The 24,586-nt window shown below is 60.6% G+C and carries 30 protein-coding genes and 1 riboswitch; of the genes, 19 read left to right on the top strand and 11 right to left on the bottom strand.

The window, feature by feature from the left end; all coding sequences use genetic code 11:
- Window positions 1-5: 5 nt before the first annotated feature.
- Window positions 6-1,229 carry an NnrS family protein gene (locus IFO71_RS17080; protein ID WP_332309401.1) on the bottom strand — a complete coding sequence of 408 codons (1,224 nt, stop codon included), beginning with the start codon at window positions 1,227-1,229 and terminating at the stop codon, window positions 6-8.
- 164 nt (window positions 1,230-1,393) lie between these two features.
- Between IFO71_RS17080 and IFO71_RS17075 the strand changes: the two genes are divergently transcribed.
- The 3 genes from IFO71_RS17075 to IFO71_RS17065 all read left to right on the top strand — a co-directional run bounded on the left by IFO71_RS17075 (window position 1,394) and on the right by IFO71_RS17065 (window position 3,675).
- Complete coding sequence (locus IFO71_RS17075; protein WP_192030877.1) at window positions 1,394-1,804, top strand: hemerythrin domain-containing protein; 411 nt, start codon at window positions 1,394-1,396, stop codon at window positions 1,802-1,804.
- A 276-nt stretch (window positions 1,805-2,080) separates the two neighbouring features.
- On the top strand, window positions 2,081-3,274 hold the full coding sequence (locus IFO71_RS17070) for an alginate export family protein (RefSeq protein ID WP_192030876.1): 1,194 nt from the start codon (window positions 2,081-2,083) through the stop codon (window positions 3,272-3,274).
- On the top strand, window positions 3,271-3,675 hold the full coding sequence (locus tag IFO71_RS17065; RefSeq protein ID WP_332309400.1) for a putative zinc-binding protein: 405 nt from the start codon (window positions 3,271-3,273) through the stop codon (window positions 3,673-3,675). Before IFO71_RS17070 ends, IFO71_RS17065 begins: the two co-directional genes overlap by 4 nt.
- A gap of 85 nt (window positions 3,676-3,760) precedes the next feature.
- Here IFO71_RS17065 and IFO71_RS17060 read toward each other — a convergent pair whose 3' ends face one another.
- A complete protein-coding gene (locus tag IFO71_RS17060) occupies window positions 3,761-4,504 on the bottom strand; it encodes a helix-turn-helix domain-containing protein (RefSeq protein WP_425502910.1) in 744 nt (247 codons plus the stop codon).
- A 72-nt stretch (window positions 4,505-4,576) separates the two neighbouring features.
- Window positions 4,577-5,182: a hypothetical protein gene (locus tag IFO71_RS17055; protein ID WP_225444738.1), complete on the bottom strand. Its 606-nt coding sequence runs from the start codon at window positions 5,180-5,182 to the stop codon at window positions 4,577-4,579.
- A 165-nt stretch (window positions 5,183-5,347) separates the two neighbouring features.
- Window positions 5,348-5,485: riboswitch (molybdenum cofactor riboswitch) on the top strand.
- On the opposite strand from IFO71_RS17055, the gene moaA reads away from it, so the two are divergent.
- The 7 genes from moaA to IFO71_RS17020 all read left to right on the top strand — a co-directional run bounded on the left by moaA (window position 5,475) and on the right by IFO71_RS17020 (window position 10,386).
- Window positions 5,475-6,455 (top strand): GTP 3',8-cyclase MoaA, encoded by a 981-nt coding sequence (gene moaA / locus IFO71_RS17050; protein ID WP_192030872.1) that lies wholly within the window; start codon window positions 5,475-5,477, stop codon window positions 6,453-6,455. (Overlaps the previous riboswitch by 11 nt.)
- Window positions 6,456-6,457: 2 nt before the next feature.
- Window positions 6,458-7,444, top strand: coding sequence for a molybdopterin-binding protein (locus tag IFO71_RS17045; RefSeq protein ID WP_192030871.1), 987 nt, complete (start codon window positions 6,458-6,460; stop codon window positions 7,442-7,444).
- Window positions 7,441-8,694, top strand: coding sequence for a molybdopterin molybdotransferase MoeA (locus IFO71_RS17040; RefSeq protein WP_192030870.1), 1,254 nt, complete (start codon window positions 7,441-7,443; stop codon window positions 8,692-8,694). The genes IFO71_RS17045 and IFO71_RS17040 overlap by 4 nt, the downstream gene beginning before the upstream one ends.
- Window positions 8,691-8,948, top strand: a complete 258-nt coding sequence (locus IFO71_RS17035) for a MoaD/ThiS family protein (RefSeq protein WP_192030869.1) — start codon at window positions 8,691-8,693, stop codon at window positions 8,946-8,948. The genes IFO71_RS17040 and IFO71_RS17035 overlap by 4 nt, the downstream gene beginning before the upstream one ends.
- A gap of 7 nt (window positions 8,949-8,955) precedes the next feature.
- The gene (locus IFO71_RS17030) at window positions 8,956-9,474 is read left to right on the top strand and encodes a molybdenum cofactor biosynthesis protein MoaE (RefSeq protein WP_425502909.1); all 519 of its coding nucleotides are present in this window, start codon (window positions 8,956-8,958) and stop codon (window positions 9,472-9,474) included.
- Complete coding sequence (mobA, locus tag IFO71_RS17025) at window positions 9,461-10,015, top strand: molybdenum cofactor guanylyltransferase (RefSeq protein WP_192030867.1); 555 nt, start codon at window positions 9,461-9,463, stop codon at window positions 10,013-10,015. Before IFO71_RS17030 ends, mobA begins: the two co-directional genes overlap by 14 nt.
- Window positions 10,012-10,386 (top strand): hypothetical protein, encoded by a 375-nt coding sequence (locus IFO71_RS17020; protein ID WP_192030866.1) that lies wholly within the window; start codon window positions 10,012-10,014, stop codon window positions 10,384-10,386. Before mobA ends, IFO71_RS17020 begins: the two co-directional genes overlap by 4 nt.
- Window positions 10,387-10,441: 55 nt before the next feature.
- Here IFO71_RS17020 and IFO71_RS17015 read toward each other — a convergent pair whose 3' ends face one another.
- From IFO71_RS17015 to IFO71_RS17005, 3 genes are read right to left on the bottom strand one after another with little or no spacing between them, the layout of a single operon-like run.
- Window positions 10,442-10,903: a hypothetical protein gene (locus IFO71_RS17015; RefSeq protein ID WP_192030865.1), complete on the bottom strand. Its 462-nt coding sequence runs from the start codon at window positions 10,901-10,903 to the stop codon at window positions 10,442-10,444.
- The gene (locus tag IFO71_RS17010) at window positions 10,900-11,112 is read right to left on the bottom strand and encodes a hypothetical protein (RefSeq protein WP_192030864.1); all 213 of its coding nucleotides are present in this window, start codon (window positions 11,110-11,112) and stop codon (window positions 10,900-10,902) included. Before IFO71_RS17010 ends, IFO71_RS17015 begins: the two co-directional genes overlap by 4 nt.
- Window positions 11,112-11,324 (bottom strand): entericidin A/B family lipoprotein, encoded by a 213-nt coding sequence (locus IFO71_RS17005; RefSeq protein WP_225444737.1) that lies wholly within the window; start codon window positions 11,322-11,324, stop codon window positions 11,112-11,114. The genes IFO71_RS17010 and IFO71_RS17005 overlap by 1 nt, the downstream gene beginning before the upstream one ends.
- A 435-nt stretch (window positions 11,325-11,759) precedes the next feature.
- Here IFO71_RS17005 and IFO71_RS17000 point away from each other — a divergent pair, with 435 nt between their 5' ends.
- The 5 genes from IFO71_RS17000 (at window position 11,760) to IFO71_RS16980 (ending at window position 15,645) form a co-directional block, all read left to right on the top strand.
- Window positions 11,760-11,978, top strand: coding sequence for a hypothetical protein (locus IFO71_RS17000; RefSeq protein ID WP_192030863.1), 219 nt, complete (start codon window positions 11,760-11,762; stop codon window positions 11,976-11,978).
- Between the two features lie 251 nt (window positions 11,979-12,229).
- A complete protein-coding gene (locus IFO71_RS16995) occupies window positions 12,230-12,388 on the top strand; it encodes a DUF3309 family protein (RefSeq protein WP_192030862.1) in 159 nt (52 codons plus the stop codon).
- Between the two features lie 428 nt (window positions 12,389-12,816).
- Complete coding sequence (locus tag IFO71_RS16990; protein ID WP_192030861.1) at window positions 12,817-13,494, top strand: Crp/Fnr family transcriptional regulator; 678 nt, start codon at window positions 12,817-12,819, stop codon at window positions 13,492-13,494.
- 272 nt (window positions 13,495-13,766) lie between these two features.
- The gene (locus IFO71_RS16985; RefSeq protein WP_192030860.1) at window positions 13,767-14,450 is read left to right on the top strand and encodes a glycine zipper 2TM domain-containing protein; all 684 of its coding nucleotides are present in this window, start codon (window positions 13,767-13,769) and stop codon (window positions 14,448-14,450) included.
- Window positions 14,451-15,192: 742 nt separating this feature from the next.
- Window positions 15,193-15,645 carry a fasciclin domain-containing protein gene (locus IFO71_RS16980; protein WP_192030859.1) on the top strand — a complete coding sequence of 151 codons (453 nt, stop codon included), beginning with the start codon at window positions 15,193-15,195 and terminating at the stop codon, window positions 15,643-15,645.
- A gap of 517 nt (window positions 15,646-16,162) precedes the next feature.
- Here IFO71_RS16980 and IFO71_RS16975 read toward each other — a convergent pair.
- The gene (locus tag IFO71_RS16975) at window positions 16,163-16,495 is read right to left on the bottom strand and encodes a hypothetical protein (RefSeq protein ID WP_192030858.1); all 333 of its coding nucleotides are present in this window, start codon (window positions 16,493-16,495) and stop codon (window positions 16,163-16,165) included.
- A gap of 28 nt (window positions 16,496-16,523) precedes the next feature.
- Window positions 16,524-17,561, bottom strand: coding sequence for a GGDEF domain-containing protein (locus tag IFO71_RS16970; protein WP_192030857.1), 1,038 nt, complete (start codon window positions 17,559-17,561; stop codon window positions 16,524-16,526).
- A 278-nt stretch (window positions 17,562-17,839) separates the two neighbouring features.
- Between IFO71_RS16970 and IFO71_RS16965 the strand changes: the two genes are divergently transcribed.
- Entirely contained in the window at window positions 17,840-18,655 is an 816-nt protein-coding gene (locus tag IFO71_RS16965; RefSeq protein WP_225444736.1) for a S1 family peptidase, read from the top strand.
- 175 nt (window positions 18,656-18,830) lie between these two features.
- Here the strand turns inward: IFO71_RS16965 and IFO71_RS16960 are convergent, their stop codons facing one another.
- On the bottom strand, window positions 18,831-19,268 hold the full coding sequence (locus IFO71_RS16960) for a PRC-barrel domain-containing protein (protein WP_192030856.1): 438 nt from the start codon (window positions 19,266-19,268) through the stop codon (window positions 18,831-18,833).
- A 195-nt stretch (window positions 19,269-19,463) separates the two neighbouring features.
- Here IFO71_RS16960 and IFO71_RS16955 point away from each other — a divergent pair, with 195 nt between their 5' ends.
- Entirely contained in the window at window positions 19,464-19,799 is a 336-nt protein-coding gene (locus tag IFO71_RS16955; RefSeq protein ID WP_192030855.1) for a hypothetical protein, read from the top strand.
- Window positions 19,800-20,036: 237 nt separating this feature from the next.
- On the top strand, window positions 20,037-20,798 hold the full coding sequence (locus tag IFO71_RS16950) for a Crp/Fnr family transcriptional regulator (RefSeq protein ID WP_192030854.1): 762 nt from the start codon (window positions 20,037-20,039) through the stop codon (window positions 20,796-20,798).
- A 162-nt stretch (window positions 20,799-20,960) separates the two neighbouring features.
- On the opposite strand, the gene IFO71_RS16945 is transcribed toward IFO71_RS16950, so the two are convergent.
- Complete coding sequence (locus IFO71_RS16945) at window positions 20,961-21,653, bottom strand: LPXTG cell wall anchor domain-containing protein (protein WP_192030853.1); 693 nt, start codon at window positions 21,651-21,653, stop codon at window positions 20,961-20,963.
- A 68-nt stretch (window positions 21,654-21,721) separates the two neighbouring features.
- Entirely contained in the window at window positions 21,722-22,438 is a 717-nt protein-coding gene (locus IFO71_RS16940; protein ID WP_192030852.1) for a class D sortase, read from the bottom strand.
- Between the two features lie 577 nt (window positions 22,439-23,015).
- On the opposite strand from IFO71_RS16940, the gene IFO71_RS16930 reads away from it, so the two are divergent.
- Window positions 23,016-23,783 carry an OmpA family protein gene (locus IFO71_RS16930; RefSeq protein ID WP_192030850.1) on the top strand — a complete coding sequence of 256 codons (768 nt, stop codon included), beginning with the start codon at window positions 23,016-23,018 and terminating at the stop codon, window positions 23,781-23,783.
- The last annotated feature ends 803 nt before the right edge of the window (window positions 23,784-24,586 follow it).

The following is a 24,586-nucleotide window of genomic DNA, read 5'->3' as shown; positions in this document are numbered from 1 at the left end:
GGCATTCAACCTGGCTTGCCATCGACCCGCGGGGTCGACCAGATCCACATGCATTGCAGCAGCCAGGGCAGCAGCACCAACACCCAGCCGATCGCAGCAACGGCATTCACCGCCCAGTAGTCGACACCGAATTCCGCCAGAATGCGCAGCACCGCCACCGCCTGGATGGCGATGAAGGCCGAGCGGTCGATCCGATTCATTTCCAGCCGGCGGCCAGAATGTCCCCTGCTGACGCGGCTGACCATGGCCACCAAGACTGCGCCGAACAAACCAATGGTGTAGGCATGCAGAGGGGCCCGGCCCAGGGCAGCGATATCAACCCACAGCAGCAGGCTTTGTACGCTGTACAAGGCCGCCCCGATCGGCCACCACAGCAGGCCGACAAACAGCGCGCGAAGAATGAAGGGAGCGCCCTGCGGCGGCCACCAGCGCTTCACCATCCATAGACCGAGCACGGTTGCTGGCAGGTCGCTGAGCCATAGCCAGCGCTGTGCTCCGCTCAGCTCAAGCACAAGATGCAGAATCAACAGCGCCCACAATGCGCCCAGCAAACCCACCGGCCGCCAGGCCTCGTACTGCGGAAACACCGACTTGGCAAAGAACGGAAACATGCGATGCGCAACGCTGAGATAGATCGGTAGCAACAACCCGTGAACACCCAGCTTCATCGCCAGATCGATCCAGACGTGACTGGCCGCGAACTGGTGCACGCAGATGGCCAGCATGCCAAGCCAGCCCAAGGCCATGGCCAGAGTGATGCTGCGCGCATGCCAGCAGTCGCTGCGGTCTTGCCGCAGACGGTCCAGCAACAGCACCAGGCCATTGGTCCAGCCAGCCAGGCCGACCAGCAAGCCGATATGCAGCCCCAACGGGCCACTGAACATAGAGCTAAGCAGCACAAGCTGGGCCAGAAGCAGACTGCCAGCGGTTGGCAGGTAATGCCAGCGACCGAACGGCGCGACCGGCATCCAACGCGGGAAAACGGTAAACAAGAAGCCGAAGATGAACGGTGCCAGGACCAGGTAAGGAAGCACCACCGCGTGCAGCCAGCCGGCGTAGATCGGCGTGCTCGGCAACTGCAGCAGCCCCCAGCGGATATCGATTAGCCAAAGCGCCCACCACAGCATGGACAGACAGAGATTGCCGGCCCCCACGGCGAACAGCGCGCGATGCGGTGTCACAGTCAGCCAGGAGGTCGAGGGCGTAGCGGCGATGGCGGCGCTGTTCACGGAGACGGTCTGCCCAATGGAGTGACTGCATGCTGTCAAAACCGCGCACCGCTCTCCTTGACCCAGATCAGCTTAGCCGTGGCCCGGACTTGACCGCTGTCAAATCTGTGCAGTGGGAATTGATCAAGACTGTCCCTCGTTGTTCGCTATCTGGGGCGATATTCATGGACATGCGCCAATTCACCGAGGATCACCGATCAATCCTTGCGTTGGTGGAACAGATTCGCTGCGACCTTGACGCAGAGCCTGCGCACAGTCCGGAGTCGTTACTGCCTCGCTTGCACAGGTTGTGCAGCAAACTCAGCCTGCATCTGGCCATCGAAGATGACTTTCTGTATCCGCATTTGATGGACTTGCGGCACAGCCCGGCGGCCCTGCTCGCCGAGAGGTTTCGACGGGAAGTCGGCGGACTGCGGCAAGAACTGGACGCCTTCGCTGATCGCTTCGCAAGCGCGCGGGACATTCGACGTGAACCCGAAGAATTTCGGTGTGAATGCGCGCGGCTGATCGAGGCCCTGTGCAATCGCATTCAGCGAGAAGAAGAGGACCTCTACCCCTTGGCGGGCGACGTCTGAATCACCGTGGGCATCGGGTCGCACTCACGTCAGATTGCGCCGATGCTCCGCGACGCCGCAGGTGTTGCGTGTGCTCAGGGCCCTACGCTGTCGAGGCTCGCTTCGACGGGATCGCGGAGCCTGTTTCGACGCTCCATGCGCTCGTCGAAGGACGACTGAATGAAGTCTGGGGTCGATACCCGCTCCTCTGAGGCAACTGACCCAGGTCAAGGCGGAAAGCGATGCGGCGGTCAACAATGAAACCAGTAGTGAACCCAATGCAATAGGACGATGTGTATGCACGCTCGACAATGGCTTCCTCTAGCACTCAGTTTCGCCCCGATTTTATTCAGCCCGACCGCCATGGCAGAAGGGCCGGCATCGGCAGCCACATTCGAAGCGCGACTTCGCTTCGAGCAGGTCGACGATGATGGTTTCGTCGACCAGGCCGAAGCCACCACCCTGCGCGTTCGTGCCGGCTACAAGTACGTGTTTTCTCCGTCCTGGTCGGCCTATGCCGAACTCGAGGCCACGGCTCATCTTGGCGATGAAGATTTCAATAGCACCGACAACGGTCGTACTGCCTACCCCACGGTGGTCGATCCGGACAGCACCGAGATCAATCAGGCGCGCATCGACTACACGCACAGCGCCAGCACCCGGGTCACCTTCGGACGCCAGCGCCTGGCCTATGGCAATCACCGTTTCATCGGCAATGTGGGATGGCGTCAGAACGAGCAGACCTTCGACGCGCTGGATGCTCAGATCAGTCCGGCACAGGGATTTACCCTTCGTTACAGCTATCTCGACCGCGTGCAACGCATCTTCGGCGAAGGCCACCAGAACCCGAATCAGGCGCGTTGGAATCTTGATACCCATGTGATCGATGCCAGCTACAAACTCGGCCCGGGAACCTTGAGTGGTTATGCACACCTGTACGACAACCAGACCTTGCCGCTGACGTCACACAAGAACTTCGGAGTGCGCTATGCGGCGCAAAGCGCCGCGGATGCCACGGTCGGCTGGCAGGCCAGTGTCGAGGCAACGCGGCAGCGCCCGTATGCGGAGGGTGCTGACATCAACCGCGCCGATTACTTTGCTGTTGAGGGCGGCGTCAAGCTGGTCGGCAACACATTCAGCGCCGGTATCGAGCAGCTCGGTGGCGACGGGCGCTATGGCTTTCAGACGCCGCTGGCCACGCTACATGCCTTCAATGGCTGGGCTGATCGTTTTCTGACCACGCCGGTGAATGGGCTGGACGACCGCTATATCGGCTGGAAGCGAGGCTTCGGTGATTTCAATGCCCAGCTGGTCTATCACGATTACCAGGCTGATCGCGGCGGCGCTGACTATGGCAGTGAGTGGGGCGCAGCGCTTGGTTGGGCTTTCGCTCCCAAGTGGAATGCCTTGTTCAAGTACTCGAACTACGATAGCGATGGGTTTGGCGCCGACGTCGACAAGCTGTGGCTGAGCGTGGAGTTCAAACTGTGAGTTCAAAGGTCAACTCTGGCGCCGCGATACCGGGGCGCCGGGGTTTTCTGGTTTACGCCTGCTCAGGCTGTTCCAGTGCAGCGCAGATGGCGAATCAGATCGCGCTTTGGATGGATCGTGAAGGCGAGGCGGAAATGTCCTGCATCGCTGGTGTCGGTGGTGGCGTGCCTGGACTGGTACGCACTGCCACCAGCGGCCGCCCGATCATTGCTCTCGATGGCTGCATCATGCACTGCGTGGCGGCATGCCTGGCCCGGGCGGGAGTGAAAGCCGATGTTCATTTCACCCTGAAGGAATTTGGGGTGAGCAAGTTGAAACATCAGGATTTCGATGTGGAACAGGCCGAGCAGGTGTATCGGCAGGAAGTGTTGCCCATGGTGAAAGAGTTGGGGCTCGTGTAGTCGTCCAACCCACGATGGTGGGCCACAGGCCCACCCTGCTGGCAAAGCGCAGCCGTACGGTGGGCCTGTGGCCCACCATCGTGCGTCACTGATCGCGCAACACGCTGCGTGCCAGTGCTTCCAACCGGTCGCGGTCGAGGATCTCAATCTCGCGCCGATCCACCTTCAGAAGGCCCTCGTCGGTGAAGCGGCGAAACACCCGACTGACGGTCTCCGAGGCCAGACGCAAATAGCTGGCGATGTCGGCGCGCGACATGGTGAGGGCAAAGCGCTTTGGCGAGAAGCCACGCATCGCATAGCGTTTCGACAGCGAGAGCAGGAAGGCCGCCATCCGCTCATCGGCATTGAAGTCGCCGGCCAGCAGGCTGGCCTTGCCGATATCCTGACTTAACAGACTGAACAGTTGGCGCTGCAGACCCGGCATCTTGGCCGCCAGCAGGCTCAGCATCGGAAACGAGAAACGGCAGACGGTTACGGTATCCAGCGCTATCGCATTGCAGGGATAACGACCGCCGTGGATGGCTGAGAGACCAATCACCTCGCCGGGCAGAAAGAACCCGTGCACCTGTTCCCTGCCCTGCGCATCGGTGACATAGGTCTTTACCGTGCCGGCACGAACCGCGGCGATGGCATTGAAGGGGTCACCCTCTCGAAACAGGTGCGTGCCTGCCGTCACCGGGCCAACGTGTTCAACCAGGCAGTGCAGTTCAACCAGGGCTGACTTGTCATAGCCCTCGGCCAGACAGGCGGCAGAAAACGCACAGGTGGAACAGAAATGCAGCGCATCGCCATCATCGGCGATCGGCTGAGCCGAAGGGTTAAGCCGCATCGAGTTCATCTTCGCTCCATCACCTGCTGCACTGCGTGCATGATAGCCATTGCGCTGTCGTCGCAGAACGAATCAACGCCAGGCCGGTACGTAGGCGATGGGGGCTGCTGAGCCATGCAGCCGGCGGGCGATCGCCAGACGCCCGGCTTGCAGGGCCGCTCGGTAGGTGTCCGGATCGGCCTCATTCTCGAACCTGATTCCACCCAGACTGGCTCGGGCTGCCGGCCCCAGCGGCAACACATCACAGCGGCTGGACTCGCCAGGCTCAAACCAGGGCGGGGCCAGTTCCAACTTCCAGCCCTGTTGCTGCCAGAGAGAACGGGCCTGATCGCTGCCGGGCTGCGCCACTTGCAGTAATTTCTCGGCCGGCGGACGCACGGAAAAATGAAAGCGGCGCGACAGCGAGTCGATCAAGCTGTTGAAGTCATCCCATGGCGGGAGCTGTTCACAGCGGCAGCAGATGCCCAGGACGTCGCGATCGCGATCAAAGCGCTTGCCCAGACGCTCTGCCTCCAACAGCAGAAGATCGAGTCCATTTCCGCTCAAGGACCACTGGTCCAGGCGCAGATTGAGCCACAGCGGCCGCGGGATGGGATCGCCATTGCTCTCCTGTGCCAGGCGATCGAATTCTTTGAACGCCACAGCTTCGGGCCGAGGCGCGGGGGCGTTGGAGGTCATCATGGCGTTCGACACAGCGGGTGGGATGTTCGCATCAGACCTGCTTTGCCGCCGGCACACCCTGATCCAAGTCAAGTGGCCTCCAGCAAGCGTTTCGCCTGCAATTCCGCCCTGCTTGACTTGAGTCATGGATGGCCCATGGCCAGCGGCGCAAACTGAACTCGCGAACAAGATTCGCTCCCAGCTGCCCAGCCTTCGTCAGCCCGACATGGACGGCAGCCGCTAGCCGCTTCGGCAGCTAGCCGGGTGATGCGGGAAACGGCATCGCCTCCCGGATTGGAAGGGAGCTGCAATGAACACCTTGACCGACACGTTCGGCCGCACATTTCCTTACCTTCGGTTGTCGCTTACCGAGGCTTGCAACCTGCGCTGCAGTTATTGCCTGCCGGACGGCTGGCGCGCGCAGGGCAAGCCTGGCTGGCTGACCCTGGATGAAATCGGCCGCTTGCTGCGCGGCTTTGCCGCCGTGGGGTTGCGCAAACTGCGACTGACTGGCGGCGAACCGAGCCTCAGGCGTGATCTCACCGAGGTCATCGCCCAGGCCGCTGCAACGCCTGGGCTGCGCAAGCTGGCCTTGACCACCAATGGCTGCGTATTGGCACGCAGGGTCGATGCCTGGCGCTCAGCCGGGCTGACGGCGCTCAATGTCAGCCTGGACAGCCTCCGGACTGATCGCTTCACCGCCATCACCGGGCACAGCTATCACGCCGAGCTGATGCAAGCGATCGACCACAGCCTGAGCCTGGGTTTCGATGCAGTGAAACTCAATGCGGTGTTGCTCGGCGATCTGAACGACGATGAGTTGCCCAGTTGGCTTGAGTATCTGCGCGAGCGTCGCATCACCCTGCGCTTCATCGAATTGATGCGCACCGGCGACAACCAGGCTTACTTCACTCGTCACCACCGCAGCACGGAAGCACTGATTCAACCCTTGATCGATCAGGGCTGGCGCGAGCTGCCACGGGCCGAGGACGCAGGCCCGGCGCGCGAGCTGGCGCATCCTGACTATCATGGCCGCATCGGTATCATCGCCCCGTACTCGAAGGACTTCTGCCGCAGCTGCAATCGACTCCGAGTGACGGCCAAGGGCGATCTTCGGCTTTGCCTGTTCGGCGAGTTCGGCATCGCTTTGCGCCCGCTGCTGCAACATGATCAGGACCTGCCGGATCTGGTCGCACGTCTGAGCGGCCAGCTGGCCTACAAGCAAGCCGGTCACCGACTGCATGAGGGCGAGACCGGTCTGACCCGGCATCTGGCTTCGGTTGGGGGCTAGCCATGTCAAGTGACTGGCTGACGGTGCCGGTGCTGGGCAATGCAAGCCCTGCACTTCGGCAGCGCGCGCGCGGCGTGGCTCGCGGCGAGCTTGTACTGCAGGCCGAGTCGGACCCAGCCTCACTGGCCGCTGAGTTGCACACGGCCCTGTTCGGACTGTGTCAGGTCGCTTGCCGCGATGCTGTGCTGCGACCCAATTGTGCGTTGAATACAGTGGCGCCAGGACAGATTCAGCACCTACGCCTGTTGCTGCCCATGATTCAGGACAGACGGGTGCGCGTGTATTGCGAAGTCAAGGCCGATCAGCTTGAAGGTTTGGCAGTCTCGGCCATGGCAGGTCTCGGCGCAGCCTTGCTGGTTCTGCACCAGTGGTTTCACCAACAGGGCCGAAGCGCCAGGATCGACAGTCAGCAGATCCTGCTCGAAGAGGCCAATCGAGGTGCCCTGTTATATTCAACCCTCGATGATCACGAGCGCCGCCTGTTGAAGCCGAAGGCAGCCCTACAGCTGCCGGCCTGTCGTGCCGCGGTGTTGGTGCTTAGCGATCGCGCCGCCGATGGCCGCTATGCTGACCGTTCGGGCCCGATCCTGTTGGACGGATTGCAACAGCTGGGTGCCGATATCGCCGAGTACCGGGTGCTGCCGGATGAAACCGATTTGATTCAGCAGCACATGGTCGCGTTGGAAGCCCAGGGTGTGCGGCTCTGTCTGCTCAGCGGCGGCACTGGATTGGGCCCGCGAGACTGCACCCCCGATGCACTTTCCGCCTTGGGCTTGCGCGAAGTACCCGGTTTCGGCGAGCTTTTCCGCCATGCAACCAGCGAAATCACCCCATTGGCCTGGCTCAGCCGGGCCAGTGCCTACCAGTTCAACCGCATGCTGATCCTGGCCCTGCCCGGCAATCCACGCGCCGTAGCCGAGGGCTGGGAAGTCTGGCAGCCACTGCTTGACCACGCTCTGGCGATGGTCGAAGGAGGTTCACACCCATGATGGATTACGCCGACGCCTTGCAGGAAATCCTCGCTTTGGCCGGTGCTGCGCAGCTCGATACCCTGCCCTGCGCTCAAGCCGCTGGGCGCGTTCTGGCCCAGGCCTGTTCGGCCCAAGAGCACCTGCCGCCGTTCGACAACACGGCCATGGACGGCTATGCCCTGTTCGCCCCGGAGAACGGACTGCCGGTTGGAAGCAAGCTTCCGGTGGTGGGCTTGCTGCCGGCCGGCGATGCTGCCGGCGACTATCAGGCCGGCGCTATCGAAATCATGACCGGCGCACCGATTCCATCGGGTTGCAATGCCGTCATTCCGGTCGAGTGCATTGGCCTCACTCAACGCGAAGATTCATCGCCCGCCGAAATCGAGCTGCAGGAACCGGTGCATCCGGGCCAACATGTGCGCAAGGCCGGTGAGGACATCCGCGCCGGTGAGCCCTTGCTGGCCGCCGGTTGCCGATTGGGCGCAGTTGAAACGACCTTGCTCGCTGCGCAAGGCATCGAGAGCGTCAAGGTTGCGCGGTCTCCGCGCATTGCCATCATTTCCACCGGCAAGGAGCTGGTCGACGATCCGCGGCAAGCATTGGCCGCCGGGCAGATCCGCAACAGCAATCGCCCCTACCTGCAGTTACGCGCTGCCGACGCCGGCGCTGAGGTGGTGTCTACCGACACCGTCAGCGATGACATTGATGCCTTTGTGACCGCCCTGGATCGCGCCCTGGCCAGCGGTGCCGACATGATCATCAGCACCGGTGCGGTGTCGATGGGCCGCTTCGACTTCGTACCGGAAGCGCTGCAACGCTTTGGCGCCACCATGCGATTTCACAAGACTCGCATTCGACCAGGCAAACCGATCCTGTTCGCCACCCTGCCAGACGGCCAGCTGTTCTTTGGATTGCCCGGCAACCCGGTGTCCAGCGCCGTGGGATTTCGCTTCTTTGTCGAGCCGGCGATTCGCCAGCGACTGGGCTTGCCGGCCGAGAGCGCGCTGCGCTTGCCGCTGGCCAATGCACTGCCGAAGAAGCCACCGCTACGCCTGCACCTCAAGGGGCGGGTGGAACTCGATGCTGAGGGCAGGCTGCGCGCACGCATCTTGCCCGGCCAGGAGAGCTTTCGCATCCGTCCTCTGCTAGATGCGAACTGCTGGATCGTGGTGGAGCACGATCGCCCGGCGTTGGCCGAAAGCGATCTGGTCATCGTAGTCAGCCTGTGCCACCTTAGTCCTCTTGTTTTCTCGGGAGTCCTGACATGACTGTCACGCTGGCATTGTTCGGCGCGTTTCGCGACCTGCATAGCGCGCCCACGCTGACCCTGGAGGTGGATGGCGACTCGATCGCCGATCTGCGCGCCCAGCTTTGCGCCCATCTCGAAGCCACCGGCAAGGCCGACAAGCGAGGCTTGGTCGGAGTGTCGGCCTTCGCCAGCGACACCGCCCTGCTGCGCGATCACGATCGCATTCCTGCAGACGGTCAGCTGGCGATTCTTCCACCGGTCAGCGGAGGCTGAGATGCTTATCGAAAACTCCCTGCATTGCGCGGTGCTGAACGTCAGCGAGGCGGCACTGGACCCGGCTGCCGCGCTCGACTTTGTCAGCGATGGCCGCTTCGGTGGACTGAACATGTTCGTGGGTAAAGTGCGTTCGCAAAACCACGGACGCGAGGTGGTCGGCATCAGCTACGACATCTATCAGGCCTTGGCTTTGAACGTGTTCCGCCAGCTCGCCGCCGAAGTGCAGACGGAATTTGGCCCGCAGCTGAAACTGTATGTTGCGCATGCCTGCGGCCGGCTCAAGGTGGGCGATATCGCGGTGGTGGTCGCAGCCGGTACGCCGCATCGCGACGAGGCCTTTCGCGCCTGCCGTGCCCTGATCGAGGCGGTCAAGCACCGTGCACCGATCTGGAAGCAGGAGCACTTCATCGACGGTGACAGTGCTTGGAGCGAGGGCTGCTCGCTGTGCGGCCATGAACACGACGACCCGGCGAAACCGCCGGCGCCTACGGCATTGTCGCCCAATCGACATGTTCACGGGTAAATGGAACGCTCTGATCCTGGCCGGTGGCCGCTCGTCGCGCATGGGGCGCGACAAGGCCATGCTCGATTGGCATGGGCAACCCTTGCTGGCTGCCCAGGTTCGACATATGAAGGCGTTTGGCGCAACCGAACTTCGGGTCAGCGGAGACTATCCTGAATTCCTTGGCATTCCCGACCGCCAAAAAGGTCTGGGTCCGCTCGGCGGCCTGCATTCGGCCCTGGTCGACGCGTCTGATGGCTGCTGGCTGATTGTGCCGGTCGACATGCCACTGCTGCGGCAAGCCCATCTGATCCCGCTGGTCAAGCTAATGGAGACCTCGGCGGCGGCCTGTTATCGCGAGCATGTGCTGCCCATGGCGCTGAGACTGGATCGGCATGTCCGTGCGCTGATCGATGCCTTGTTGGCGCAGGCCAGTGGCGGTCGTTCCCTGCTTGCACTGCATCATCGATTGCATGGCAGCACCATTGAATGTCCGGCAGAGCTGCTGGACGGACTTCGCAACTGCAATACTCCCGAACAGTGGCAGGCGATCTGCAAATGAAACTGCAGTTGCAGCAACAATCGCTGCGCTTGCGCATCGCTGAAGACGAACTGGCTGAGCTATTGGCCGGGCGCTCGCTGCTTCACCATCAGCGGCTGGCGGCAAGTACCGAGATCCACGCTCGGATTCAGCCGGTGGACGGCAGTGTGTCCAGCGCGCGGCGTTGGTCGGCGCAGACCGCTGATGGACTGCTGGCGCTGGAGCTGCGTGTTGAGAGCGAAGCGCTGCGGGCCTATGCGGATCGGCTGCCCTGCAAGCAAGGCCTGCAGTGGCAGATTCAGCTGGCCGATGGCGGCAGACTGGAAATCGATCTCGAAGTGGATGTGCGCGATTCGATTGGCAAGCGTGGGCATCGCTTCAAGCAGAGCTGACAGCCAGCCCGACGAGTCGCCGCCGGACTGCCATTTCCATGCCGAACCCCAGGGGTCACTGCTTGTGATGCTCGGCGGCCACCAAGGCCGCATCTCGTCGCGCAGTAGCCACGGAAAGTTCAGTCGCATGCGCCATGGTGGCCGCACTGCGACAAGCCTTGGCCTCCACTTGCTGCAGCGCATCGCATTTTTGCACAGCTACTTGATAGCGACCTTCCAACGCGGTGCTCGCGACATCAAAATCAGCTTCGGCCGCCTTCACCATGACCACTGCCTCGGCTGAGTTAAGTTCCTTTCGCGCACCGGCCTCCGCTTTGCCATAGGCACGTTCCGCGCTGGCCAGATCAGTATCCGCCTCGTTGAGCTTCTTGGTAGCGTCCTGCCGCGCTGTGACGACGTTCTGTGCGGCCTTGTCCTGGGCCTCAGCGACATCCTTGGCGGTCTCGGATGCGCTTTCTTGGCAGCCGCTTGCCAGCAGCACGGCTGCGAGGGCCGTGGTCAGATCGAACGCCTTCATGTGGGCGATTCCTGGTAAGCCGGATAAAGTGGCAGGGTCGCTTTCGGTATTGCTTTGCTGGCAGGGGTGGGCAGCAGCGCCGATGAGACCAACCTTGCTATGCGCTTGGTCGGCGCATAGGCCAATGAGGCGAATTTGCTCCGTGCAAGATATTCCCGATCGCGATCATCCTGGGATTTGACCCAGTCGGCCAGACAGAGCGTGGTCATCACATTTCACCTTGCGTCGGTCGCTCGTGCTCATGGCCGGGCCGACCATCATCGTGCTTGTTGTCGATATGACGATCGGCCTCCTTTTCAATTTTCTCGCCCACCACTTGGGTGTCCCTGCCCAACCCATGCATGGTGTTGCAGGCGCTGAGGCCAAGCGCGAAGCCAGTTGTCGTCAGCAGTGTGAGCGCAATTCTCAATGTATTTTTCATGACGTTCTCAAGATGGGCACGTCGCTGGGCTAGAACCGCAGTTGGGGACGATGCGCTGACTGCGGAGCCTTTCGCCGAGTCCAGGCACGAAAGAGGATGTAGCGCAGCCTGTCATTTCAACCCGGTCCTGTCGGTGCGCTGACGAACCAAGGGTCAGCTAAGCAAGCTCTTGGCCGAGTCTGCGTGTGCGCCATCGCACCGAACAGTTTCTTGTCATGCGCGCAAGCTCGTGGTGCTGATTCATCCATCTTCGAATAGAGTTGCAGCGGAATGATCGAACGGCCGGGTCGGTGGTTTCGTGCCGGTGCGGCTCTGGTCTGTGCCGAATCCGGCTGTTCCTCTATGAGGTCCTCATTCTTGTCGTCCCTTCCTGCAAGGGGTGCGAGGCCAGGACGGGTTTTTTCGGGCCAAACTTTTTTCCAAGGAGCAACACTGATGAAAGCCACTCGAATTGCCGGCATTGTGCTACTGGTCGCCGGGGCGCTGGGTCTTGCCTACGGTGGATTCACCTACACCAAGGACACTCACAGCACAAAGCTTGGCCCAATTGAACTATCCGTTAAAGACAAGGAAACGATCACCGTGCCCTTATGGCTGAGCATCGCCGGCCTGATTTCAGGTGGTCTGCTGATCCTGCTTCCTGGCAAACGCTAGGGTCGAACCTCAGTCCAGTAGCAGGCGGCCGAGGCTCGCTTCGGCTGCCTGCCTTACGCGGCACGAAAGGCGCGCGCGATGCTAGTGAGTCGCTATCTCTCGGCCTGAAGCCGCTATGTGCTCTATCGAACGGAACGCTGACCCACTCCAGCCCAGGAGGGTGCGGTGTAAAGAAGGAAACCGAAACTCCAGGTGCTGGAAAGGCGCCAGGGTGGAGCTTTTCGTCGGCATTCCGTTTAAGGAGATGACCCATGTCCCTGAGTGCGATTGTTCTTGTGGTGCTGATCATCATGCTGGTCGGGTCCTTGCCCAGATGGAGCCACAGCCGCTCCTGGGGCTACGGTCCCAGCGGCGGATTGGGAGTGGCGCTTGCCGTGGTTCTGGCCTTGGTCGTGCTGGGGCACTTCTAGGGGAATGTAGCTCCGCGGCTCGCCGATATGGGAAGCGATCGTTCACCGAATCCGCCATCTCCACCCCGCCCTGCCAAGGCCGTGTGCCCGCCAGTCTCGACGCAATCATGGGCAGACCGTTTGAGCCCGGTACGGATCAAGGTGCGACTCGACCGCGGTAGGTAATGCGTGGCAACGAACAGATCGAGGCGACCGAGGTTTGGCAAGCTGGTTCAACGGCCGGCACATTGAGTCCAAGCAAGCGGCCGCGTCAGCTATCCAACGGCGTGGGTCTCACGCGCCGCTCATGGCGCACCCGGAGGTTAAGTCTGTTGTTCTCCGGCGAGCCGTTCGACAGGCTCACGGCAGCGCGTTGCGCTCGCTTTACTGCCTGCCCCGAGGAGGCTTGACGATCGAGTCTTCCCGCAGACTGCTAGAGACGCTGACCGATGGCAACGACCGAAAGCCAAAATGCCCCAAACCAGTTGATCGAAGCCCTGCCGAGCGGAGTGCGCGAACAGCTGCGTCGATGCGGTGAGACGGTGGTGCTTGAAGTCGACCAAGTGTTGTGCACCGAGGGGCATCCCTATACGCATGTGTATTTTCCGACCGGCAGCGTCGTGTCCCAGATGGTTACTTTGCGCGGCCATGCGTCGTTTGATGTCAGCATGATCGGCTGCGAAGGGATGCTGGGTGCCAGTCTGGTACTAGATGTTATCGAGGCGCCGTGGCTCGCCAAGGTCGAAGGCGCAGGCAGCGCGGTCCGAATCGCGGCCGGCGATCTGTGCCGGCTGCTGGAGGCTCATCAAGGTCTAAGAAGGCCGTTGGGTCGCTATCTGTTCAATAGCTACCAAAAGCTGGGGCTGAGCGCTTGTTGTGCGCGCTTCCATGAGATTGAGCCTAGGCTGGCTGGGTACTTGTTGAGCACCGCTGACCGTGTGCCGGGCGGCAGCTTTCAGCGTACGCATCAGACGCTTGCAGACATGCTGGGGGTACAGCGCAGCGCGGTCACCATCGCCGCTGGGGCACTGCAACGTCGCGGACTGATCCGCTATAGCCGAGGAGAGATTCAGATCTTGAACCGCCCTGCCCTGGTGAGCGCTGCTTGCGAGTGCTATCGGCGCTAGCGAGTCCAAACTAGTGCACTCGGCGCAACGTTCTTGCCGGACTGTCTGCGCGCCCCCCCACAGCCCGACGGTGAAACGTCTAGTCCAGAGAATGAAAGCCCACAAATCAGCCTGAACGCAGGCACGCGATGGGCTTGTGTTCGTGTGCCAGCACACCGACGGGCGCGCAGTGGACGAATAGTGTGGATGCATGTGGCGGATGGCAAGAGGCCTGTCAGCTTCCGCTTGATGAGCTTTTACAGGTCAACCTACTCGCTACGTTGGAGTCACAAATGAAGATCCGCACAGCAAATAAGAAACGCCCCCTGGCGACGGGGCTGGCGCTTTTACTGGCCGGCCTGTCTGGCAGTGCTTTCGCCGAACACAATGAACGCAACGACGGCGAATCGGTCAGCCGACTCGATCGCGCCCGAGTCACGCGCGTTGAGCAGATGGAACGTCAACCCGACTACTACAGTTACCAGGAGTGCTGGAACGAGCAAAGCAATCGCAATGAGGGTGGTTACTATCGAGACCGCGACGGTCGACTCTATCGCTATGAAAACGAGCGCAAGAGCAGCAGCACTGCCGGCGCCATTATCGGTGCGATCGTTGGCGGAGCACTGGGTAACCAAGTAGGCGACGGCAGTGGCCGAAAAGCCGCAACCATTGCCGGTGCCGTGATTGGTGCCGGGGTTGGCAAGCATGCCAATGACCGCGCCAATGAGCGGGCGAACGATCGCCAGAACCGGACCTATGAGGGCTACGATCGATTTCGCGATACATCTGGATCTGAGTTGCGCTGTCGCACGGTAACCGACATCGACTATCGCCGACGCTACGGCGACCACCGCTATCCGGAGTACACAAGCTATCGGGTGACCTACGCCTATGCAGGCCATTCTTACCAGTCGATTACCAACCAACGTCCCGGACGCTTCGTGCAAGTGCGAGTGGATGTTCAACTGCAGGATTGACCCTCGGGAAGCATTGCATTGAACTTCACTCACGCATCCGCCGCCACGGATCAGCGCCGCTCGAATCGGCTCTCACGTTGCTGGAGATGATTCAGCGAATCGCTGCCCTCGATTCGAAGCGGCAGATTCTCTGGCTCCCCTTTCCCGTCAGGAGAGCGGTTGGGGGGCTCCTGTGGTGGCCAGCCCTGCAGAGCGACTACACCGCCACGCCGGCGCTACCCGTGCCTCGCGCGCGCCCTCAGTGGCCTTTCGATGCACATGAAACTCAATGTCTCGCAGCTTGCGCCGCAGGGAAAGGCTACTGCGAACGCGCTTTCAGCAGCCGGTCAGTTTCTGCGCACGGCGCCCTACGGGCGAAACTTGCTGTTGATTGAAGCGCTGATTCTGGCAACGCAACACGGCAAGACTGCACGTTCACTTTCAGGCGTGTCTGACCATATAAGCCAATGCATCAGGCGCGAGGCCGGTGTCATCGCCTATTGGCACAGGCACGCAATTCGGCAAGACCAAGGCATGTGCTGGCAAGATGCATCACTGAATCCGACGACACCCAACCTTAGGTTCAGACACCAAGGCGCATGCTGCTCTGGCACTACGACGATCGACGCAATGTCGTAACGGCCACTCAGCTGCACACCCTCCACCCGACGCACTGAGCCTCGTAACACCGGTACACCGGTGTCTGCGGCCGCGGCCGTACCTGGCTTGCAGTTTTGTGAGCCGATCATCCAAGGATTCAAACATGAGCATTCAACCCACCCCAAATAGTGGTAACAAGAATCTGCTGGACACTGCCAGCGCCAACGGCAAGCTCAATACGTTCAGCAAAGCCATTGAGCTTGCCGGGCTGAGCGAGAGCCTGCGCGGGCCCGGCCCATTTACGGTCTTCGCGCCCACCGATGCAGCGTTTGAGAAGCTGGCGGGTGGTGGCCTTGATCGACTGCTGAAGCCAGAGAATAAGTCTGAGCTTGTCTCGATACTTAACTACCACGTCATCAAAGGACGTCGGACTGCTGCCGATATGGGCAAGGCGACCTCCGCTGAGACGCTTCAGGGCCAGTCGGCGCCAATCAAGGGGGTAGGATCGAGCTTCAGTATTGACGGCGCAAACGTCATCTCTATCGACATCCCGTCCAGCAATGGATTAATCCACGCGATCGACAAGGTGAACATGCCTACTGCTCGCAAGCAGTAGGCAGTTCAAGCAACCCATGACTGATTGCAAGCTCTCGTAGCTAGGCAATCAGCGCGGCACAAGCGGCAGGGGCCTCCCCTGCCGCTTTCTTCTGTTAACGGTCAGGGACTGAAGTTGTTGCGATGAAGGTGAGCGAGGTGCCGACACCACCAAGGCAACCGCCCCCCCTGAGAGCCTCACTCAGCTCATGCCCTCGTACCCGCCGACTCATCGTTTCCGGAGCGTCGCATGAAGACCAGACAGCGAGCTGCCGAACCCGGCAGCCTCAGCAAGCAAGAACCCGGTCGGCCGAAGCCGCACAGGCTCAACCACGACGCCTTGCAGGATGCGAACCCCACACCGCGATTCATTTCAACCGAGATCAAGCCTACTGTTATGCCGGAGACGCCCGCTCAGAAGCCCGGACAACGCATTCTCAAACCAAACGAAGGATGACCCTGCGGTAGTTCGGCGGCCATCATCCTTGCCCGCGGCCCCTTGCCCGTCAGCGGCGCGGCGAATGCGGAGAGCCAACAATTCAAATGGCCTTGGCGGGCACCACCAATTCCCAATGCTTCCCGGCCAGCAGATCCAAACGCTCGAACAAGGCTTGGCGACCGAGACTCGTTTTCACCAACAGCTCTATTGCCAGATGCTCCTGTCTGCCGGTGACCGTGGCACGCGGATCAAACACGGGGTCAAGCCAGATGGTTGCGGGCGAGTCATGCCAATCCTCCAGAAACACGTCTTGACGCAGCGATCGTTGCAGCGCCAAAGCGAAGCCGTTGGGGCCAAGCTCCTGCAGGTTCAAGGCGCTTTGCCCTGCTGCCAGTTGCGGAGAGTCGGGTAAGCGAAAGCGATATTGATTCATATGCGCAGCCTTCCTTTGTGTCGAGCAGTTAGGTCGCCGGGGATGGCGATGGGATGCTTCGAACGCTATGCACTTCGGCCGAGGTCACTCGGTTGCGGCCTTCCGCCTTGGATCGATAAAGCGCCACATCCAAGCGATGAAGTAGAGACGCCCCATTCTCCGAGGGTCGCAGCTGTGCGACACCAAAGCTGGCCGTGCATTTTTTGTTCGTGTTCGTCGGCGAAGATTCGGCAACGCCCGACCTCATCACTTCGGCCTTCTGGAGTGCATTCTTGATCTTCGTGTTGGGAAGCAGAACAACGAACTCTTCGCCGCCTATTCTGGCGATCGTGTCGCTGGCTCTGAGATGAGCCAACAGCTGATGGGCTATCCCGACCAGGACGCCATCGCCTGCCGCATGTCCGAACTCGTCGTTTACTCGTTTGAACAGGTCAAGATCGATCATGATCGCGCTCAGGGGGCCACCGCCCCTGTCCACTCGACTGATTTCATCGACCAAGGCCTGGTCCAATTTACGGCGGTTGCCGACGCCAGTCAGGGGGTCAGTCAAGGACGTCTGCACGACGCTGTCGGTATGCAGCTTGAGCTGGTCATAGTCTCGCTGAAGCGCCTGCAATAAGTCTTGGTGCTGGTCGCTTTCATGGCTCCGGCCGGCCATGCCTTGTAGTCGATCAATATCGTATTCGGCCAACAGGTGCACGCCTTGCCTACTCAGCCACACCCTTGCTCTTAGTGGAAGCAGGGACATCGATGGACTGCCCACAGCCAGCGGCCCAGCATATCCCGCCAAGCGGCTCGATTCAGCGGCGCGCACCAGATCGGCAAACCGAGGGGCGACGAAATGCTTGCCGACGTTTGCACCAGGCAGCAGCCGCGTCGACTCCGGCAGTAACCGAGAGAAACCTACATTGCATTGCAGCAAAGCTCCCTTGCGATCCAGTATGGCCGCCGCCACGCTTAACAGACCGCTTGCCCTGTTAGGAAAGAACCAGCCCGGCGACGCCTGATTGTCGGGCTGACGATCGAGCGACAGCACGGAGTCGAACAGCGACGTGAGTGGATGCATGGGCGTTGTCACACTCGATTCCTCCTCCGATGTCAATCGATTGCAGCTACCGCGCGAATGTGTACGGCCAATCAAACGAATGCCCGACACGAAAGAAACGGGCCACTTGCCTTGACCTCGAGCGTAGCGCGTCAAAGCAAGCGAGTCGGTCTGGTAGCGCTCACTCGAGCGGTGGACCTGCATATGCGGGCCTCAATCGATGGACGATCAGGCGCATACAAACGCGGAGATTGCTCGCAACGATTTTGCGGCTTGGAACGGATTGCGACTGGTACTGAATGTTCGCCACCGCACCGACGCTGGCAGCGGCATGCGGCAGCCTCAATCGAATGATTGTCGAACCCATCTTGCTAAGCGCCGCGCAGATCTTGACCTTTGATGGCGACATAGGCCTGACCAATGCGAGCGGCTTTTTCTTCGAGCGTGACAGCCGGCTATTCCTGGTTACCAGTCGTCATGTGTTCGTCGACGAGCCGACTCAACATTTTCCCAGTCGCGTCGAGATCGAACTGCACATTGACCGAGCCAATCTCGCAAAGTCGATAGGTTTCTCGATTCCGCTTTACCAGGACGGAAAAAGCGTCTGGCGGCAAGGAACCGACAATGCTGGCGAGATCGACGTCGCGGTGATCGAAATCAACCGGGCTGCTTTGCCCGATTCACTAGTCTACCGAGCCTTTACGCCCGAGCACTTGCCCGACCCAGATGCCAACATCGAAGTAGGTAGCGCTCTGCTGGTCGTGGGCTTTCCGCTTGGGTTTCACGATTTGCTGCATCACATGCCGGTGGTACGACAAGCGGCTATCGCCTCTTCGTTCGGACTGCGCTTTCAGGGCGCTGGCTATTTCCTCACCGACGCGCGTACCCATCGCGGCACCAGCGGGGCTCCGGTCGTGATACGGGTGGATCAAGCAGATCCGGCTCGGGGCGACCTGCCCTGGATGCTGCTCGGGATTCACTCCGCACGTGTGGATCTGGGCACCCGCGATCTCAAGCTCGACGAGGCATTGGGGCTCAACTGTGCCTGGTACGCAGACATTCTGATGACGCTGACGGAGTTACCTGCAATTGCGCTAAACGCCGATGGCAACTGAATGACCAGCCCCGCCTCCCGACTTGCCCAAGGACAGCGCGCCATGTGCACGCTGCCGCCGAATTGCCGACGGCGAGTCGCGAGACCTGTGACGACGGCGATGCGTCGGGAGCAGCAAGATGTGCCGGCCCGCTTCGCGGTCAGCGCAATTCGGCGAGTCACCGATAGTGCAAGCCTCACGGACCGAAGGGCTGAGTCCCGTAGTAGGCATGGATTTCTCTGGCCCAGGTAGCATCCGCCATATTCGGCCAGTTGTTCATGCTGAATCCGGGTGCCGATTCGAGACGGGCCTTTTCCACATCCAATATGAAGCGCTTGTTGAGGGTATCGAGCGTCAGCGCATTCCAAGGTACTGTGAACAGCTTCTCACCCATGCCCGGGAAGCCGCCGAACGAGAGAAGCGCATAACCCACCCGTCCACTCCGCATGTCCAACATGATTTCCTTGATATCGCCGACTTCCTCGTGGTGGCAATTGACCACTGAATCACCCACTAGCGCGGCGGCGCTCATCAGTTCCGGCCCTGGCCCATGGCGGATGCTGGGACCCGGACCTTTGCCAGCGCCGTCATCCGGCTTGCGCTTGCCATGGGTGTCTTTCGAAGCGTGATTCATAAGGTGCTCCCGATTGAGCTCAGCCGTACATTGCGGAGCCGTGGATCAACAGAATAGGAATCTTGCAAGGGTCTATCCGTTCGCTAACCGCTAACCAATACATCCGTCGCGGCTTCCGCTTCTCTTTCCCTCTGCGATTGACCCGCCCCACACATCGACCGATATTGAATCGACCCGGCTCACGAGGGCACTGTCATGACTCGCTACTACATCCGGCTTCCGAACCCCGCGCTGGCGCGCGGCACTGAGCCCCAACTGAGCTTCCAATCCGCGGGTGCGGATGGGCTCGCCAAGGAATTGCAAGACGCCTTGCGAACAGACACGCTGTTTCAGCGCTGGCGCAGCATGCAAGAGGCACCCGATGAGATCGACGATTCGGCGTCGGCCATCGATAAGGGCGCAAGCGTGCGCGGCGAGCAGTCGCACACGGCCATCGACCTGGTGGTGAACACAACGCTCAGTAGCACCCTGCTGCGGCAGCGACTGCGCTGGTTGGCGGGCAGCCACTGGCAATTGCATGATGTCCGCTGACGCGAAGATGTGACGGCCAGCGGCCGTTCGCGTCCCGGGGCGGCTGCGTGTAGTTTGCTGGTAAGTGCGTGATTTCCGAATGCGTCAGCGCACCGCTGATCCACGTTGAGCCTGTTCGTGGCTGGCCCCAACAGTATGTTCGCTATCGTACATACGCATTGATTTCTCGACGCTATTCTGAAGGCCGAACCCAGGGTCGCATGTGACAGGCCGCCAGACCAAAAGGCTCAGATAGCGATGACAGAAGCAACTTCTCCCCAGTCAAACCAGCTTATTCGTGCTCTCTCAGCCGAAGTCCGTGCGCGGCTCGTTCCGCTGCTTGAGCCGGTGAGTCTTCCGTTGGGCAAAGTGCTTTACGAACCTGGCGACTCCATGCGCCACGTCTATTTCCCCACCGATAGTATCGTCTCGCTACTCTACGTTATGGAAAACGGCTCCTCTGCTGAGATCTCGGTCGTTGGAAATGAGGGCCTGGTGGGCGTTGCCTTGTTCATGGGCGGTGAGAGCACGTCCAGCCGAGCGGTTGTCCAGAGCGAAGGCTCGGCCTACCGCTTGCCTGGACAACGTTTGAAAGACGAATTCAATCGTCACGGCGAATTGCTTGTGCTGATGCTGCGCTACACCCAGGCATTGATCACCCAAATGGCACAGACTGCCGTCTGCAATCGCCACCACTCGATCGACCAGCAGCTGTGTCGCTGGCTGTTGCTGTCACTCGACCGTCTGCCCAGCAATCACCTGACGATGACTCAGGAACTGATTGCAAACATGCTGGGTGTGCGCCGCGAAGGCGTCACAGAGGCGGCAGGCAAACTACAAAAGCTCGGAGTGATCGAATACAGTCGTGGCCATATCACCGTGCTGGATCGCCCAAGGCTGGAGAAACTGAGCTGCGAATGCTACGCAGTGGTGAAAAAGGAAACGGATCGCTTGTTACCTCAACCAATTGTTCAGCCATCGGCGCATCGAGCCATTGCCCGAGTCCGCGAAGACCATTAGCCCGACATCGAACCGTACGAGCACCGCGTTCTTGAGTGGGGCGCCGAGACCGGCGCATGGCCGAACTCGCCACGCCCTACCCCGCCGTGGACGGGCCATCCTTGGCCCGCGCCCGAATCAGCAGTCAATCAGTGCTGAGTGCGCTCGCTGGCTGCCGAGCGCTTACGCCTTGGGCTGGAACAAGCGGCGACGCAGTGATAGACCCCCAGCACCAATCAGGCTGACCAGCCCACCCAGCGCCAGAAAAGGTAGCGGACCTGCGGTATCCGGCAGATGCCGCGCTTGACGCTGTGTCGACGGATCGACCTGGGCTACCAGGCTCCGATCGACGCTCGGACTTGGCACTGTTTCGACTTCTTCGTAGCGCACAATCGGTACGTATTCGCTGCTGCTGGCGACCGGCTCAAAGGCGAAACCTGTGGCACCTTCCGGCACGTAGTAATTGAGCTTCTGATTATGGCTGAGGTCAGAAAAGCGCACCTTGCGGCCGTCGATGGTGGCGCGTTGATCGGCTCGTGGCATCAAGGTGACGTTGCCCAAGGTGTGGTTGCGCCCATCCATAAACTCAGAAGTGAACGAGCCATCGGCATTGGCGCGAACAAACGCCGCCTCAAAGCGGGCCCATTTCTGGCCGTCTACCATGACGACTTCGCGGCAACCCTTTGCGATACGCGGGTACTTGCTGACGAGTTCGGTGTTCCAGATCATGCCGGCACAGTCGGATTTATCGACTGCAGGGTCAGGCAGTTTGTCGGTGTCCATGCTTTGCTGGGCGCGGGCGGATGTCGCACATGCAAGGCCTGCCAGCAAAATGGAAAGAGCGATCGGATTTGATTTGATGCGTGCTACGTTCATGTCGTGCTCCAGTGGAAGAAGGTGAAACCGACTGCGACTCAGGGCGGGATGCAGTCGGGCGGACTACGTCATAGCTGCTCCTCAGCTCTCACGATATAGCGCTGAGGCGCGCTGCCAACGAAGAAAAATGGATAGCAGGTCACCAGGGTGATGCTGGCCACCGATGTGCTGAGCAAGGGCGACAGGTCGGTCGGCGCGACGATCGAAATCGAGGTGACGCGATAGGAACGCTGGCGGTTTGTCAGTTCGACCGTCAGCGAGTCGCCGACAACCACGTGACGTAGAGAGCGAAAGTAGCCGTCACGATGCGCTGCAATTACCACGTTGCCATCACTGTGCGGGGGCGCGCTATCGGAATCCAGCGCTGCGCCGCGGTTGAGATTGCGTTCGTTGAGCTGCGCGAGAACCGGCACTTCTAGCTCGACCCTTGGAATGCTAAGAATCGCAACTGCAGCGCCATCGTCAGCGCTGACGCTGCTTTGAGTGCTCTCAAACCGTTCGATTCGCCCAATTGACCATTGTGCTTTCTGGCGTGCATCCAGCGTGGAGTTCGGATCCGGCCCAGGCTCGAACTCGCTGTTCGGGGCCTGCTTTTGATACTCGTGGCCATTTGGTTGATTGAACTTGCCTGCGGATTTGAAACTGCTGCGCAGGGCAAACTCGGAGATAGCCTCGCGTCGCTCCGCTTCGCCACTGGCCCGCGCACTGATATAGAAACCGAGCAGGCCGACGCCCAGGATCCATGCCGAGACTTCCAGGCAACGCAGGGCGAATCTGGCGCTCATGCACACGGCCCATCGGCGAATGCCTGGCTTAGTTGAGTGCTGAGCGACTCTGTTTGCATAGTCTGTGAACGCGGCCATCGCCTTTCGGCATCGACAGCCAAACTAACAGTTCGATGATGCAGGGTTCAGTGCGTTATCGCACCCAAGGAGACCGGCTGCGGCGGCCGCTTCCCCGAGTCAGTCACCTCAGGTCATAGAGGGTCGACTTGCCATGCCTGCTCAGATTTCCCCGTGGAGCGCGCGCGTTCGATAGCGCACCGACAGCGCTAGCAAACAGGCGCAGTCTGGTGATCCCTGACATCCCGGTAGAGAGCTGCATGAACGGCACATCACGAGCTTCCAACCCCATCGATCTCCTGGAAGCCTTGGCGCTCCAGAACCCTGATCCGGAAGGGCACGGCGGAAAGAGTCGGCCTATTAGCAGCCCGCAGACTGCTTCTGAAAGCAGCCCAGCGCCACAAGAAAGCGGCACTGCACCGCGATTCAAATCGATCGAGATCAAACCCATGGTTATGCCAGAAGAAGTGGAGCTTGGTTCTCAGCATGGTTGCAGTCAGAGATCGGTCGATTGAGAGTCATGCGTTCCGCCCTGAAAGGGCTCTTTTTGCGCCACAACGGCCACGTCAGCCACCGGCCGGGGCGGAGCACCTGGATAAACTCCTCTCAAGGAGTCGGTGCAGCGCTTCGATGGAAGGCCATCATTCTCTGTCTTTCGATTTCCGCCTGTTCGCTCGCATCGACGCAATCGCGTGACCCGGATGTCGCCACTCGCCCACTCGGCGAGACACCGCCATCGCACTACCGCGCCTGGATAGCTGCCGATGCCTCAGAATCGCAACGCCGAATGGCGTTCGACGCCAGAATTGCCGCTCGCGACGCACTAAGCTCAAGCACAGCGATCGATCAGGACGATGCCAACGCGGACCGGGCCGATGCGGATGCGGCTGTCCGGCGCACGACCGAGTTCGCCCCACGCTTCGGCACTGAGGTCGAACCCACCACCCAATGGGAAACGGCGCTGCTGGAAGTCACATTTGATCGGGGACAGTCTGTTCTTGCAAGAGACATGGACGCCTTGCTGCAACTGGCAAAATTCCTGCGAAGACACCCCGGACGCAGTATCAGAATAATTGGCCATACCGACAGCAGTGGTCCTCAGCAATCCAACTACCTCTTGTCCGAACGGCGTGCTCATGCAGTCAGGGACTATCTGCTGATGCGTGGCATTGACCCCTCGCGGATATTCGTCGTCGCCCAGGGTAGCCAGGCGCCAGCCGCTGACAACGGATCCAAGTACGGCCGTGAACTTAATCGTCGTGCCGAGGTGTTCTTGCTCAACGACTAGCCCCTGGTGCTGCGCTCGCGGCCGGCATAACGACGCGTTACCACGCAGCCCAATGTGAATGTCTGAGACACCTGGTTCAGCAGCCTGCCAACCTTGCGGCACTAGTGAATCGCACTCCGCTCCCGCGAAATTTCGGCTGCCTCCGCATTACCGACAGGCCTGATCGATCGGCAACGCATCACTGTAACCGCCAGAAAGCACATCAAAGGCAGGATGCTTCACAAGGTGCGATATCGAACCGACGAAGGACCACTGGGGAACTACAGTGGTCACTCTCCACACCAGTCGCGAACTTGCGCTAGCGCAACGATGTCGACGAAGAAGGCTTACATGCACCGACGAAAGCGACAGGACTTTGATGCACCGCCTCCGGCTCACCGCAACCAGCCGTGCGCCGCGACCGCGGCCCCAGTCGAGACAGATCCGGCGCCGCAGTCGAGCGCTGCCACGCCCCGACCCGGCAGCGCCGCTAGTAAGGGTAAATTGCGCAAGGCGCCGCGCGACCGGCCTGCGGCAGCGCGAGGTGATGACGACCTGATGAGCGATGCACAGGTTGTGCCGGTCTCCCACCCAGTCGATGGCAAATAACCGGTAGAGCCAAGTTGTTCGGGTCCGCGCGCTATCTATTCAACGACAATGCCTGCCGATCGATCGAACACCACAACTATTCCAAGCCCTAGCAGGCTGCTGAAATACCTCCTCGCATCGTAAACTTGTCTCATCCTTCAGATACACCGCTGGCAAGGAAGCCCGATGCGCGGAGCCGATGTCTTCATGGAGCAGTTGTTCACGGTCCGTAAGCT

It is taken from the genome of Pseudomarimonas arenosa, assembly GCF_014841215.1.
GTDB classification, from domain to species: Bacteria; Pseudomonadota; Gammaproteobacteria; order Xanthomonadales; family Xanthomonadaceae; genus Pseudomarimonas; species Pseudomarimonas arenosa.
The sequence above is the reverse complement of the archived record's forward strand: the minus strand, read 5'-3'. Positions and strand labels throughout refer to the sequence as shown.